Source organism: Natronococcus jeotgali DSM 18795 (assembly GCF_000337695.1).
GTDB classification, from domain to species: Archaea; Halobacteriota; Halobacteria; order Halobacteriales; family Natrialbaceae; genus Natronococcus; species Natronococcus jeotgali.
This window is the reverse complement of sequence record NZ_AOIA01000116.1, coordinates 22,685-36,054: the sequence shown is the minus strand read 5'-3', so window position 1 is coordinate 36,054 and position 13,370 is coordinate 22,685. Positions and strand designations below refer to the sequence as shown.

The 13,370-nt window shown below is 68.6% G+C and carries 12 protein-coding genes; 4 read left to right on the top strand and 8 right to left on the bottom strand.

Annotated features, from left to right (window positions below; all coding sequences use genetic code 11):
• Positions 1–38 precede the first annotated feature (38 nt).
• Entirely contained in the window at positions 39–701 is a 663-nt protein-coding gene (locus C492_RS12385; RefSeq protein WP_008424043.1) for a hypothetical protein, read from the top strand.
• Here the strand turns inward: C492_RS12385 and C492_RS12380 are convergent.
• Together C492_RS12380 and C492_RS12375 are read right to left on the bottom strand one after the other, a co-directional pair.
• Positions 698–1,477, bottom strand: a complete 780-nt coding sequence (locus C492_RS12380; RefSeq protein WP_008424042.1) for a 4-phosphopantoate--beta-alanine ligase — start codon at positions 1,475–1,477, stop codon at positions 698–700. The genes C492_RS12385 and C492_RS12380 overlap by 4 nt on opposite strands.
• A 44-nt stretch (positions 1,478–1,521) precedes the next feature.
• Positions 1,522–2,349: a pantoate kinase gene (locus tag C492_RS12375; RefSeq protein WP_008424041.1), complete on the bottom strand. Its 828-nt coding sequence runs from the start codon at positions 2,347–2,349 to the stop codon at positions 1,522–1,524.
• 230 nt (positions 2,350–2,579) lie between these two features.
• Between C492_RS12375 and C492_RS12370 the strand changes: the two genes are divergently transcribed.
• Positions 2,580–4,040, top strand: a complete 1,461-nt coding sequence (locus C492_RS12370) for a beta propeller repeat protein (RefSeq protein ID WP_008424040.1) — start codon at positions 2,580–2,582, stop codon at positions 4,038–4,040.
• 62 nt (positions 4,041–4,102) lie between these two features.
• Here C492_RS12370 and C492_RS12365 read toward each other — a convergent pair whose 3' ends face one another.
• From C492_RS12365 to C492_RS12345, 4 genes are all read right to left on the bottom strand, one after another.
• Complete coding sequence (locus C492_RS12365; RefSeq protein WP_008424039.1) at positions 4,103–5,638, bottom strand: TrkH family potassium uptake protein; 1,536 nt, start codon at positions 5,636–5,638, stop codon at positions 4,103–4,105.
• A 234-nt stretch (positions 5,639–5,872) separates the two neighbouring features.
• On the bottom strand, positions 5,873–6,142 hold the full coding sequence (locus C492_RS12355) for a hypothetical protein (RefSeq protein ID WP_008424037.1): 270 nt from the start codon (positions 6,140–6,142) through the stop codon (positions 5,873–5,875).
• 65 nt (positions 6,143–6,207) lie between these two features.
• Positions 6,208–7,542, bottom strand: a complete 1,335-nt coding sequence (gene trkA / locus C492_RS12350) for a Trk system potassium transporter TrkA (RefSeq protein ID WP_008424036.1) — start codon at positions 7,540–7,542, stop codon at positions 6,208–6,210.
• 170 nt (positions 7,543–7,712) lie between these two features.
• Complete coding sequence (locus tag C492_RS12345) at positions 7,713–8,975, bottom strand: cation:proton antiporter (protein WP_008424034.1); 1,263 nt, start codon at positions 8,973–8,975, stop codon at positions 7,713–7,715.
• A gap of 95 nt (positions 8,976–9,070) precedes the next feature.
• On the opposite strand from C492_RS12345, the gene C492_RS12340 reads away from it, so the two are divergent.
• Positions 9,071–9,682: a hypothetical protein gene (locus C492_RS12340; RefSeq protein WP_008424032.1), complete on the top strand. Its 612-nt coding sequence runs from the start codon at positions 9,071–9,073 to the stop codon at positions 9,680–9,682.
• A gap of 228 nt (positions 9,683–9,910) precedes the next feature.
• On the opposite strand, the gene aspS is transcribed toward C492_RS12340, so the two are convergent.
• Positions 9,911–11,215, bottom strand: coding sequence for an aspartate--tRNA(Asn) ligase (gene aspS / locus C492_RS12335; RefSeq protein WP_008424030.1), 1,305 nt, complete (start codon positions 11,213–11,215; stop codon positions 9,911–9,913).
• Positions 11,216–11,372: 157 nt separating this feature from the next.
• Between aspS and C492_RS12330 the strand changes: the two genes are divergently transcribed.
• Positions 11,373–11,852, top strand: a complete 480-nt coding sequence (locus C492_RS12330; RefSeq protein WP_008424029.1) for a cupin domain-containing protein — start codon at positions 11,373–11,375, stop codon at positions 11,850–11,852.
• Between the two features lie 9 nt (positions 11,853–11,861).
• Here C492_RS12330 and C492_RS12325 read toward each other — a convergent pair whose 3' ends face one another.
• Positions 11,862–13,211, bottom strand: a complete 1,350-nt coding sequence (locus C492_RS12325) for a cytochrome P450 (RefSeq protein ID WP_008424027.1) — start codon at positions 13,209–13,211, stop codon at positions 11,862–11,864.
• Between the last annotated feature and the right edge of the window lie 159 nt (positions 13,212–13,370).

Genomic DNA, 13,370 nt, shown 5'->3' with positions numbered 1-13,370 from the left:
CGAAGGTTGATAGCGGTGTCGGCGTATGCATCGGTCGTATGGGCTTCAGCGAGGACGCCGTCAACGCCGCCCGCAGAACGATCTATCCACAGCTCCACTACCTGTTCCGAGGAACGTTCGGCGGCTACGCCGTCACCCACACCACCGCAGACGAGTACGTGCTGACCGCCCGCTGCTCGGAGGCGAAGATCGAGGCGTTTCTCGCGGCGCGTGGCTTCTCCCGGAACCCGATCTCCGCGGTGAAAGTCCGGATGGACGGGAACACCGCCGAGGGGTCCTGGGTCTGGCGCCCGTCGCCGCTGGCGTCCTTCCAGCTCCACGTCGTCATCCACGACCTCGAGGAGGTCGAGGGGGTCGACGTCTACGCCCACTGGGAGCGGTCCTGGATCCGTCACCCCTACAAACACTACCTCGCGCGGGATTACGACGCCGAGCGGGGCGTCGCGCTGGCGCGGCGCTGGCTCGTCGACGACGACGGCGAGACGCTTCGCGGCGAGGACTGGGACATCCGCTACGAGGTCGACGACTCGTTCAGCCGTCGAGCCAGCGAGTTCTTTTCGCTGTCGTACTACCGGCTCAAGGAGCTCTCGGGCTCGGTCAGATCGCGACTGCCGTTCGTCGACGGCGGCGATCGTAACTTCATCATCGACCGCGAGGACGCTCGCGTGGCCGTCTCCCCCCGGATCACCGACCGCTTCTAGAGCTCGCCGCTGCGGATCCGTTCCTCGGCCGTCCGGAGCGCGTTCTCCCGGTCGAACGAGTCGACGATCGCGCGCAGTTCGGCCTCGTCGGCGTCGGCCAGCTCGCGGGCGTGGGCGGTTACGTTCGGCACCGCGCGAATGATGTTGTCCACGATCGGGACCTCCGCGACCCGGGGCGACCGCGAGAGCGGGTTGAGGTCGATCACGATCTCGATCTTGCCCATCTCCTCGAGCGCTTCGGCGCGGTCGCCGTCCTCGAGGGGGACGACCACGACGTCGGCGGCGTAGATTCCGTCGGCGTCGACCTTCGCACGCTGGTGGTCGAGATTCGGGATCCGGGCGTCGGCCTCGAGTCCCTTCACTTCCTCGGCGCCGTACTCGCGGAGGTGGTCGGCGATCGCTTCGATCCGCTCGGGCGTGCGATTGAAGAGGTTGACCTCGAGGTCGGCGTCGACGGCGTCGGCGAGTTCGACCATCTCCCCGGGCACGAGTGCGGCGACGTTGCCGTTGATCGAGAGCACCGGGCGCTCCGCCAGCAACAGGTGGGCCGCGGCGACGCGCTCGGCCTCGTCGGCGCTCGGGATCGTCTCCTCGCCGAGCAGGTAGTCGAAGGCGCTGCCCCGCCCCTCGGCGTGCATTCCCTGGAGGTGGGTGATCCCCTTCTCGACGCCCCGCTCGATCCGGTGGCGCGTGAGCAGGTCCTGGTATCTGGGGTGGTCCTCGGGGATCTCCTCCTCGTCGTCGACGTCGGCGGAGACGGTCTCGTAATCGGTCATGATCGATCCCTCGAGAGCGGCGATGAAAAGCCGACCGATCCGCGCTATTTTAACACCGCGCCCGCGGGGTGGGTCGCACACACCGCCGGCTCGTAGCCGGCGTCGGAGAGTCCGGTACCCAGCGCGAAGACCGTCTCGCCGAGCATCGCCATCGAGGCTTGCCCGCCGACGGCCGCCACGTCCTCGATGGCCGCCTCGAGCGTCGGCGTCAGCAACTCGGCGTCGCGGGCGAACCGCCGGGAGGCCTCCATGAGCGACTCGAGGGTGGGCTCCTCGACGATCCGCGACAGCGCCGCCTCGCCGGCCCGCGAGAGTTTTGCCGTCTCGCCCGCCAGCACGTCGGCCGTCGACAGCTCGCCGAACGGGACGTACTCGACGCGGCTCCGGTCGGGCACCGCGTCGAGCTCGTTGACCGCGGGCCCGCCGGGCTCGAGCCGGATCGGGATCCCGCCCCGCGCCTGAGCGACCACGTCGCCCAGCCCGGTTCCGGCCCGCACCTCCGCGGCGTGGGCGATCGCGACCAGCTCGTTTCGCGAGCGCCGCCGCTCGAAGACCCGGTTCGCCGCGAACGCCGTGCCCAGCGCCATCGCCCCCGAGACGCCGAAGCCGGCGCCCAGCGGGAGCTCCGAGACGGCCTCGACGCGGGCCGGGGCCTCGAGCGCCTCGAGGACGTCGAGTACCGGATCGATCTCGATCGGTTCCCCGTCGAGGACGACCGCTCGCTCGGACGCCGGTTCGACCGTTACCTCGACGCCGTCGGTCAGCGTCAGCCCTGCCCCCCGTGAGCCGGCCTTCGTCGGGTTCTCGTCCGGATGGGCGCTGAAGAATCCGGTCACGTGACCCGGGACGAACGCCGTCGCCTCCTCGCGCATCACCTCCCGATTACTGCCGGTACGGTATAACGTTGCAGGTTCGCGGCCGAGGCTCGTACTGTCGACCAGACGCTCCGTCCGACGGTATCGGGACGGTTCAGGGTTCCGCCTTTTCCGTGCGGAGCGCCAAGGCGCACTCGATGAGCGAACGGTTTCCGTCGTCGGCTCTCGAGCCGGCTCCCGGTCGTCGCGGCGAACGTCCCGCCCTCGAGACGGGGTGGGGCTGAGCGATGTCGACCGCGACCGCCGACGAGTCGTTCGGCGCGTTCTTCCGACGGTACACGAAGACGTGGATGCACGCCATCGCGACGACCGGGCTCACGGCGTTCGGGATGTTGACTTTCATCCACCGCGGCTTCGCGATCCTCGCGCTGGCGTGTTACGTCGTCCCGCCGATCGTCCTCTATCTCTCGCGGCGCGGCGACGGCTCGGCGGACGACGCCCCCTCGCCGACCGAGGCGGCGCTTTCCGATCGGGAGGGAAGCGACGGACGGGACGCGACTGCCGAGCGGTCGGCGACGGCGTCGGGTACCGACTCCCTCGGGCCGCCGCCGGCGGAGCCCGACGCCGGGGTCGAACGGACCGACCGGGCGGAGCGCGACGCGTCCGAATCGAGGGCGACGTCCGCGCGCCCGTCGCCCTCGAGCGGTCCCGAGCGCGAGCCGACGGCCGAACCCGAACGGTCGACCGACGCGGAGGCCGATGCCGGACCGCCCGACTCCGGGGGCGCCGAACCCGGAGCCGACTCGGTGCCGGACGACGCCGAGCCGAAGTCCGAATCGACCGCGGCGCCGTCCGGGTCCGAACCCGACGCCGAGCCCGAGTGGCGACCCGCTGACGCCCCGACCGAGGCGACCCTCCGCGACGCCGCGATCACGACCTCGGGTGCGGTCGCCGTCGGCGAGGGCGGCGTCGTCGCGAGCACGGACGGCGAGGAGTGGTCGGTCCTCCTCGAGGACGGGCCCGCGGCCCAGGGCCAGGCCCTGTCCGGCGTCGACGCGACCGACGACGGCGCGATCGTCTGGGTCGCCGGCGATGGCGGCGCCGTCGGCCGACTCGAGGTCGAGTCGGGTCGCCACGTGGACTACTCGGCGCCCGACGACCGGACCGACAACCTGGCGGGGATCGCCGTCGCGGGCGGCGACGGCGAGGAGACCGTCCTCCTGATCAACGGCTCGGGCGAGGTGCTGCGCGGGCACTACCGCGACGGCGACTGTCGATGGGACGAGCCCGTGACGCCGGGCGGAGGCTCGAGCCTGAGCGACGTCGTCCTCGCGGGCGCGGTCGGCTACTGCTGTGATACGAACGACGGCGTCTTCGCGACCGACGACGGCGGCCGGAGCTTCGAGCGAATCGGGATCGAGGACGCCGACGGCACTCCCGTCGGAATCGCTGCGGAGGGCGACGAGGAGGGCTGTCACCTCTGTACCGACGCCGGCGTCGTCCACCGCTACGACGGCTCGCGGTGGACCCCCGAACGGGTCTGCGAGGACGCGCTTGCGGGGATCGACGGGGTCGGGGCGCGACTCGCAGTCTGTACCGCCGACGGGGCGATCCACGAGCGCGAGGATCCGACGGCCGACTGGGAACGAGCCGACGCCGACGCGCCGGCGGGACTCGAGGAGGTCGCGCTCGGCGACGATCTGGGCGTCGCCGTCGGGGGCGAGGGAACGGTGCTCGAACGGCGGTGAGCCCGATCGTTCTGGCGAGCCCGTGGCGAACGCGTCCTCGGATCGCGAGACACCTTCTCGCGTCAGCTCCGCCAGTAGGCCCTCGTCAGGAGCACGAGGACGGGAAAGATCTCGAGGCGCCCGATCCACATGTAGAGGATCATCAGCAGCTTCGAGGTGGTGGGGAACTCGAGGTAGCCGCCCATCGGGCCGGTTACCGTCCCGAGCCCCGGCCCGATGTTACCGAGCATCGAGATAGACGTGCTCAACACGTCGAGCAAGCTGACGTCGAAGCCGACGCGGGCCGCGTCGGCCGAGAGCAGCCCGACGCCGACGAGGAAGAGCACGAGGTAAAGCAGCGTGAACGAGTAGATGCCCCGAATCGCATCCTCGTCGAGGACGCGACCGTTCATCCGAACCGGCCGGACCGCTTCCGGGTGGATCGTGGTAAAGACCTCCCGCCGAAGCGACTTGATGACGACCAGCCACCGGAGGACCTTGATCCCGCCACCGGTCGACCCGGTGGAGCCGCCGATGAACATCGCGAACAACAGGAGTCCCTTCGTGGTGCCACTCCACGCGTCGAAGTCCATGTTCGCGTACCCGGTCGAGTTCGTCAGCGAGGCGATCTGGAAGGCCGCGTAGCGCAGCGACCGCTCCACGTTCCCGCCGACCTGACCGGTTTCTGGCGTCTCCAGCGCGGAAAGAAAGAGCACGATCGCGCAGACGACCGTCAGCACCGACACCGCGCCGAGGTAGGTCCGGAACTCGTTGTCCCGCAGCAGCGTCCGCGGATCGCCCGCGATGACGTGCCACCAGAGCACGAAGTTGACGCCCGCGAAGAACATGAACGGAATCACGAGCCACTGGACGAGCGGCGAGAACGCCTCGATGCTGCGCGCCTCGGGGGAGAACCCGCCCGTCGGCAGCGTCGTGAAGCCGTGGGCGATCGCGTTGTACAGGTCCATGTTCGGCGCGTACCCCAGCAAGTGCACGCCGTACAGGAGCCCCATGTACGCGACCGTGAGCGCGATGTAGGCGATCCAGAGGACGCGGGCGGTTTCGGCGATGTGTGGCGTGAGCTTCGAGATCCCGGGCCCCGGCGTCTCCGCTCGCATCAGCTGGGCCCCGCCGACGGCCATCTGCGAGAGGATGGCGACCGCGAGGACGATGATCCCCATTCCGCCGAGCCACTGGGTGAGCTGGCGCCACATCATGATCGCGCGGGAGTGGGTGTCGAAGGAGATGTCGCCCATCACCGTCGCTCCGGTCGTCGTGATTCCGCTCATGCTCTCGAACAGCGCGTTCACCGGGTAAGCGATGGTTCCGTTTCCGGCCAGAACGTACGGGAGTGCGCCGAACGTGGCGGCGAGCAGCCACGACATCGCGACGACGAAAAACGCCTCCCGCGCGCCGGGTTCGGGTTGGGGGTCCAGTCGACGTAGCGCGAATCCCGAACCGGCGGTGATCCCCATCGAGGCGACGAAGACCCACAGGTCCGCGCCGCCGTACGCGAGCGCGACGAGGATCGGAATCACGAACGCCAGCGAAAAGAACGCGAGGATCGTGCCGGCCAGACTCAGCCCGGCCCGCCAGTCGACCCGGAGCGGCCGCGTCATTCGAACCACTCCCCGATCGCGCCCTCGCGAACCGCGCCGCTGACAACCGACGTTTTGCCCCCCGGGGTGGCTCTCGGCGCCGGGCGCTCTACCGGCTCGAGACCCCCGCCTCGATCCGACTCGGCCGTCCTCGGGGTCGGGCTATCGGGTCTGCGTTCGAACCGTTCGCTCGGACCGTCGCTCGAGGCGTTCCGATTCCAGCCGCACATCTATATACCTACCTCCGATTCAGTTCTATCTCGTAAGTATATTTCTCTTCCAATAATCCGACTCGACGGCCCGGAGCGGTCCCGCATCGAAGTCGCTGCGGCAGAGAACCGTCAGGACGCCGCCGGAGCGGGCCTCGGTTCCGTCCGTCGGCGTCAGCGTCTCGTCGGTTCGCCCGCTCGAAACCACGAGCGTGTCGTCCTCGAGACGAACGCCCGTACCGAGGCGCTCGCCTCGCTCGTCCGTAGACGGCGGAGAACGGGTCCCCCGTTCGATCCGGGAACCCGTCGTTCGCACGTTCGCTCGAGCGCGTCGCCGACCCGCTCGACGGCGCCGTCGAACGCGGAGTTGCCGTCGGCGCGTCACACCGCCGCGGAGACCTCGTCGAGCACCGCGGCGTCGACGAAGAGCACGGCGTGATCGCCGGGCTGCGGGACCGTCTCCCCCCGGGGAACGACGAGCCGTCCGCCCCGGGAGATCGCGGCGACGACGACGCCCCCCGGAAGGTCGGCGACCGACTCGTCGATCCGGCGGCCCGTCAGCGCGCTCTCGGGATCGAGTTCGATCTCGACGACCTCGGCGCGGTCGTGCTCGAGCATCGCGATCTTCTCGGTCCGATCGGTTCGGGTGAAGCGGACGATCTCTTCGGCGGTTTCCTCGCGAGGGTTGACCGCGACGTCGATCCCGACGATCTCGAAGAGGTCGACGTACTCGGTGTTGTCGATGATGGCGACCGTTCGATTGGCCCCGATCCGACGAGCGAGCAGGGAGACGAGCAGATTCATCCCGTCGCTGTCGAGCGCGGCGACCACGAGATCCGCTTCGTCGACGCGCTCCCGGGCGAGAAACTCCGCGTCCGTCGCGTCGCCCTCGACGACGAGCGCGCCGGGAAGCGCCTCGGCGAGTTCGCGGGCGCGGTCGCGGTCCCGCTCGATCAGCCGGGGTTCGAAGCCGTGGAACTCGAACTCCCGGGCGGTCTGGTAGCCGATCTCGCTGCCGCCGACGATCACCACGTCGTCGGTGCTCGCCGCCCCCTCGGGCACGTTGGCTATCCCGAACTCCCCGACCGACTCGGCGTCCCCGACGACGACGATCCGATCGCCGTCCTCGAACCTCGTTTCGCCCCGGGCCACCAGTAGTTCCTCGTCGCGGAAGACGCCGGTGAAGGTCACCGACCCGTACTGATCCGAGTCGCGAACCCGACGTCCGACCAGCGGACTCTCGGGACCGACTTCGAACTCTGCCATCCGCACGAGGCCGCCGGCGAACGTCTCGACGTCCTGGGCCCGCGGGAACCCGGAGAGGTGGACGATCTTCCGTGCGACCAGCAGGTCCGTACAGATCATGAAATCGACGCCGAACGCACCCTCTGCCCCCTCCCAGGTCTCGAGCATGGTGTGGCGACGAACGCGAGCGATCGTGAACGCGTCGGTCGCGGTCTTGGCGGTACCGCAGACGACGAGGTTGGTCTTCCCGGCGTCCGTACACGCGACGATCATGTCGGCCCGCTCGAGTCCGGCCTCCCGAAGGGTCTCGAGCGCCGTCCCGTCCCCCGTCACCGTCAGCACGTCGTGCGCGTAGGTGACGTCCTCGGCGATCCGCGGGTCGCGTTCGACCACCGCGACCTCGTGGGACCGCTCGAGGTTGGCGGCGATCGTCCGTCCGACCTGCCCCGCGCCGACGATGAGTACGTACATTGGGTGTGTACCTCCCGGCGCGCGACGAGACGCCGGCGCCAAAGGCTATCAGTTCGCACCGTCGAGTACGACTCTAGTGAACATAAACGGCCGACCTCGAGCGCGAACCGGCCTCGGCGGCGCGAACGCGCTTCCGGTCGGTCCGCCGGCCGTCAGCCCGCGGTGCCAGCTTACCCCGAGGAGGAGGGCAGCCGGTTGATGACGGGCGTCGCCGTGACGCCGTGGAGGACGATCGAGATCACGACCACGGCGCCGACCAGCGCCCAGAGGAGGTCGGCGTCGGCGAACGCCCCCTCGTTCAGGCCGTGCGCGAGGTAGTAGAACGAGCCGATACCCCTGATCCCGAAGAAGGCGATGGCCCCCCGCTCGGCCCAATCGCGGTCGAACCCGAGCAGGCCGACGACGCCGGCGGCCGGACGAACGACCAGGACGATCGCGACCGCCGCGACCAGCGCCTCGACCGTCAGCGGCGCGAGCAACCCGCCGGCGATCGCCCCGCCGAAGAACACCATGATGACCGCCATCGCGGCCTGTTCGGCGAGCTCGCCGAGCTCGTGGAGCGCGTCGTTGTACTCGTGGGACCGCTCGTAGCTCCGGATCGCCACCGCCGCGACGAAGACCGCGATGAAGCCGTACCCGCCCGCGACCTCGGTGGCCCCGTAGATCAGCAGCGTTCCGGCGAGCGCCTCGAGGCCCTGCACCGACCGGGCGATCTCGGTTTTCGGGACCGTCAGGAAGATGATCCACGCCGCGATCCGCCCGAGGACGGCGCCGAGGACGGCGCCGACGACGATCCTGTAGCCGACGTCGATCAGGAGCCACTCGCCGACCCAGTTGCCGGGTGCGATTCCGACCAGCGCCATCGCGATCGCGACGTTCGTGAACGGAAACGCGAACCCGTCGTTGAGTCCCGCCTCCGAGGAGAGCGCGAAGCGAACCTCGTCGCCCTTGCCCTCGCGATCCGTCATGGGCTGGGATTCGTCCCCCTCGCCTGGTTCCTCGACCTGAACCTCCGAGGCGAGGACGGGGTCGGTCGGTGCGATACAGGCCCCCAGCAGGACCGCCGCCGGGACGACCAGCCCGACGTACCACCACCCGAGCAGCGCCGCGGCGGCGATCGAAAGCGGCATCGTGATCCCGAGCAGTCGCCACGTCGAGGCCCAGGCCCGCAGCCCCGGAACGCGGTCGAGTTTCAACCCGACCGCCATCAGCGCGACGATCACGCCGAACTCCGCGATCCGCTCGGTCAGGAGGCCCTGTTCGAGGGGATCCGGGGCCGGCAGTCCCGTCGGCAGGCCGAAGGCGAGGATCCCGAACCCGACGAAGAACATGGGCAGAGAGATCGCTCGATCGGCGACGAACCGCGGCAGTACCGCGACCCCGAACAGGACGGCCCCCAGGAGGACCAGCAAGGCGTCGTACAACTCCAGCATCCGTGTCTTCGAAACAGACGTCGATCGCGTCCTTGAGTTCCATGCAGGCGTTTGCAGAACCAATCCCTATGACCGCCGAAAGCGTACGCCGTCGCATGGGGACGGACCCGCCCGCGAGCGAGGAGACGGGACGGCCGACGCGGACGCGGCGCCGCCTGCTTCGGATCGGCGGCGCCGGCGGGATCGCGCTTCTGAGCGGCTGCACCGCCGACGTCGGCGAACAACTTCCGCCCAACCGAAAGCGGCCCACGTCCGAACTGACGCCGGAGCTCCCGGTTCGGGAGCGAACGACCCTGCTCGAGGAGCGCATCGAGGCGTTCGACGGGGCGACGATCGAGGACGAGGACGGATTCGCGGCCGCGTTCGACGACTCCGCGCTCGCGGTCGAGTCCGTCGAGCGCTCCCAAGAGGTGTTGACGATCGAGTACGTCAATACGGAGTCGTACGCGGAGGGTGACCTCCACGACGTCGGCGCGATCGCGGGCGCGTTCGCGGCGCTGCTCGAGTCCGGATACGACGCCGTCGCGCTCGGGATCACGATCCTGGACGACGCGCCGTCGGCGTTCGGGGCGGCGGAGATCGACGCCGGCTGGGCGCGGCGGTACAACGAGGGGGACCTCTCGGCCGCGGAGTACGGCGAACTGGTCACGGGAACGGTCGAGACGGCTCGCCAGCCGCCCGAGGTCAACGCCTCCCCCGGCGAGTGACGGTTCGTCCGACGACGGGCGCCGTCGCTTCGCTCGCCTCCCTGGCTCACCCAGTCTTCGCCCTTACGGGCTCAGACGGTGGCGATCACGCGGAAACGCGCTTCGCTTACGCTCGCGGTTTCCGCTTGCTCCCAGCGACTTCGTCAAGGACTCAGTCGCTGGCGATCTCGCGGGAATAACGCGGGATCTTCGATCCCGCGAACTCCCGCTCGACAGTTGCGCTGTCGCCTACGGCGACAGACGCTGCCGGTCTCGCGGGAACAGCACAGCCTCCCGGATGTTCTCGAGGCCCAGGATCGTCATGATCAGGCGCTCGCCGCCGAGGCCGAAGCCGGCGTGGGGGGGCATCCCGTACTTGAACATCTTCGTGTAGTAGTCGAACTGCTCGGGATCCAGACCCTGCTGTTCGAACCCTTCGATGAGCTGCTCGTAGCGGTGTTCGCGCTGGCCGCCCGAGACCAGCTCCATGCGCGGGTGCATCAGGTCGAAGCCCGTCGAGAGCTCCTCGTCGTCGCCGTGGTCCTGAATGTAGAAGGGCTTGATCTCGCTGGGCCAGTCGGTGATGAAGTAGTGGCCGCCGACGTCGTCGCCCAGGGCCTTCTCGCCCTCGGTGGGCAGGTCGTCGCCCCAGACGAGTTGCTCGTCGAGTTCGCCCGTCGCGTTGATGCGCTCGATGGCCTCCTCGTAGCTGATGCGGGGGAACTCGTCCTCGGGAACTTCGAACGAGTCCTCGAGGCCGAGCGCCTCGAGTTCGTCCTCGCAGTTCTCGGCGACGGCCTCGTAGGCCGCTCTGACGACGCCCTCGGCGACGTCCATCGCGTCCCCTTCGTCACAGAAGGCACCCTCGAAGTCGATCGAGGTCGCCTCGTTGAGGTGGCGGGGCGTGTTGTGCTCTTCGGCGCGGAAGATCGGGCCGATCTCGAAGACGCGCTCGACGTTCGAGCCCGCGATCAGCTGCTTGAACAGCTGCGGGGACTGGTTCATAAAGGCTTCCTCGCCGAAGTACGTGATCGGGAACAGCTCGGTCCCGCCCTCGGTTCCGGTGGCGACGATCTTCGGCGTCGTGATCTCCGTGCAGTGGAACTCGCGGAACGCCTCACGGGCCGCCCGCAGGATCTCCGAGCGGATCTCGAAGATCGCCTGGACCTCGTCCTTGCGGAGATCGAGGGTTCGGTTATCGAGTCGCGTCGAGAGGTCGGCGTCGACCTTCCCCGAGGGATCCAGCGGCAGTTCGGGGTCGGCTGGGGCCACGACCTCGAACGACTCCGGCGTGATCTCGACGCCGGTCGGCGCACGGGGTTCCTCCTCGACGGCGCCGGAAACCGTCACGACGCTCTCGCGGGAGACGTCCAGCCCGGCCTCGACGAGGTCGTCGTCCATCTCGTCTTTCTCGAACTTGATCTGGATCTTCCCGGTCGTGTCCCGAAGGATCAGAAAGGCGATCCCGCCGAGGTCGCGGATCTCGTGGACCCAGCCGGCGACGGTCGCGTCGTCGCCCGGCTCGGCGTCGGCAGTGTAGGTTCTGTCCTGCATACCACCCGATTCCGGTCGCCGGAACTTAAGCGCAATCGTTCCGGATCGAGGCCGCGAGCGCGATCGGTAGCTGCCCGACCCGATCGCCGTCCGTCGCTGCAACGCCGCGGTGTCCTCGCCCGAGGACTCTTCGTGCTCTCCGAAGTACCGCCACTGCATGACGAACGCGATCAACGAGGCCGACCTCGAGTGGACCGAGTACGATCGGGGGTCGTCCCGGTTCCGACGGAAACAGCTCTCGAGCGCTGCCGGCGCAGACGATATCGGCTGTAGCCTGTACGAGCTGCCACCCGGCGAGCGGTCCTGGCCCTACCACTACCACACGGCTAACGAGGAAGCGTTGTTCGTTCTCAACGGCGAGGGGATGCTACGGTGCGAACGCGGGGAGGAGTCGATCGAACCTGGCGACTTCGTGGCGCTTCCCGCGAGCGAGGACGGCGGTCACCAGGTCGTCAACGACGGCGACCGTGACCTCCGGTACCTGATGCTCTCGACGATGGTCGAACCCGACGTCACCGTCTACCCCGAGATGGACAAGTTCGGCGTCTTCGTCGACTCCCCGCCGGGCGGAGAGGAGGAGCGCTCGCTACACGGCTACTACCGGCTCGAGGACGCCGTCGACTACTGGGAGGACTGAGCTCACGGGTTACCGCTCGTGGACGGTCATCGGGATCTCGTCTTTCGGGCGGGCGGTGATCGTCGCCATCAGGTCGAGAGTCTCCGTCCCGGGGACGAGCTCGAGGTGGTAGTCCCGGTAGATCGTCGCGAGGATGAGCTGCGCTTCGAGCATCGCGAACCGGTCGCCGATACACCGGCGCGGACCGGCTGCGAACGGGAAGTACGCCAGCTTCGGCAGGTCGGACTCCATCTCGTCGGTCCACCGTTCGGGCCGGAACGCGAGGGGGTCGTCGTACCAGCGGGGGTCGCGGTGGACGACCCACTGGTGCATCCGGATCGTCGCTCCCGGCTGGACCTCGTAGCCGCCGATGATGTCGGGCTTGGCGGGTTCGCGGACGATCCCCGGCACGGGCGGGTAGAGCCGCATCGACTCCTTGACCACCTGCTCGGTGTACGTCAGGTCGGAGAGATCCGCCATCGTCGGCGTCTCGCCGCCGAGTTCGGCCTCGAGTTCGTCGACGAGCTGTTGTTCGACGGCCGGGTTCTGCGCGAGAAGATGGGCGGTAAACGTCAGCGAGAGGGCAGTCGTCTCGTGGCCGGCCAGCAGCAGCGTCACCACCTCGTCGCGGATCCCCTCGTCGGAGAGCGTATTCCCCTCCTCGTCGGTCACCTCGAGGAGCTTCGAGATGACGTCCTGCTCGGTCGGGTTCGCTCGTCGTTCCTCGATCAGCGGGTAGATAACGCCGTCGAGCTCCGCTCGTGCGCGCTGAATCCGTCGTCTGGAGGGGGTCGGCACCTGCGGCGGAAGAACGAGATGAGAGAGGCTCTCGGTGGCCAGCATGAACTCCTCGAGCGCAGCGCCGACGGTGTCGACGTGGTCGTCGATGTCGACGCCGAACAGCGCCCGGGCGACGATCCGGAGGGTCACCTCCATCATATCCTCGTGGAACAGCCGGGTCTGGCCGTCCGCCCACTCCTCGAGCGCGTTCTCGGTGAACGCGGTCATCATTTCGGCGTACTCTTCGATCCGGTCGGGTGCGAACGCGGGCTGGATGAGATGGCGATTTCGGCGCCAGACCGCGCCTTCGCTGTTCAGAATGCCGTCGCCCGTAACCGGTTTGAGAACGTGCTGGAAGCGGGCTCCCTTGATGTAGTTCTGGTTGTTCTGGACGAGCACCTGCTCGATGTAGTCGGGGTGGTTGAGCTGGTAGACGGGGCCGGTCGGATCCTCCCAGTAGGCGATGTCGCCGTACTCGCGGGCGGTTTCGGTCATGAAGCCGTAGGGATCGCGGAGAAACGCGAGCTGGTTCCCGACGAGGGGGAGGCCGTTCGGTCCGGGAGGGTGATCGTCAGTAACTGCAGGCGTCTCGCTGCTCATGTACCGTAGCCAACGGGCGCCAGTCCCCTATGTCTGAACCCGACCATCCCCGGTGTATTTATACTTGGCACGAGAGCGTCCGATCGTGTGCACCCGTCTCGAGCCGAAGGCGAGCCGACTCACCGTCGGCAGTGGTCCGTCCGACAACGCCGGGCGACA

Excerpts from the sequence above, each read along its gene's own strand:
- C492_RS12365 (WP_008424039.1), bottom strand. The coding sequence starts at position 5,638 with ATGACGCGGCCGCTCCGGGTCGACTGGCGGGCCGGGCTGAGTCTGGCC.
- C492_RS12385 (WP_008424043.1), top strand. The coding sequence starts at position 39 with ATGGGCTTCAGCGAGGACGCCGTCAACGCCGCCCGCAGAACGATCTAT.
- C492_RS12370 (WP_008424040.1), top strand. The coding sequence starts at position 2,580 with ATGTCGACCGCGACCGCCGACGAGTCGTTCGGCGCGTTCTTCCGACGG.
- C492_RS12375 (WP_008424041.1), bottom strand. The coding sequence starts at position 2,349 with ATGCGCGAGGAGGCGACGGCGTTCGTCCCGGGTCACGTGACCGGATTC.
- trkA (WP_008424036.1), bottom strand. The coding sequence starts at position 7,542 with ATGTACGTACTCATCGTCGGCGCGGGGCAGGTCGGACGGACGATCGCC.
- C492_RS12340 (WP_008424032.1), top strand. The coding sequence starts at position 9,071 with ATGGGGACGGACCCGCCCGCGAGCGAGGAGACGGGACGGCCGACGCGG.
- C492_RS12345 (WP_008424034.1), bottom strand. The coding sequence starts at position 8,975 with ATGCTGGAGTTGTACGACGCCTTGCTGGTCCTCCTGGGGGCCGTCCTG.
- aspS (WP_008424030.1), bottom strand. The coding sequence starts at position 11,215 with ATGCAGGACAGAACCTACACTGCCGACGCCGAGCCGGGCGACGACGCG.
- C492_RS12330 (WP_008424029.1), top strand. The coding sequence starts at position 11,373 with ATGACGAACGCGATCAACGAGGCCGACCTCGAGTGGACCGAGTACGAT.
- C492_RS12325 (WP_008424027.1), bottom strand. The coding sequence starts at position 13,211 with ATGAGCAGCGAGACGCCTGCAGTTACTGACGATCACCCTCCCGGACCG.
- C492_RS12380 (WP_008424042.1), bottom strand. The coding sequence starts at position 1,477 with ATGACCGATTACGAGACCGTCTCCGCCGACGTCGACGACGAGGAGGAG.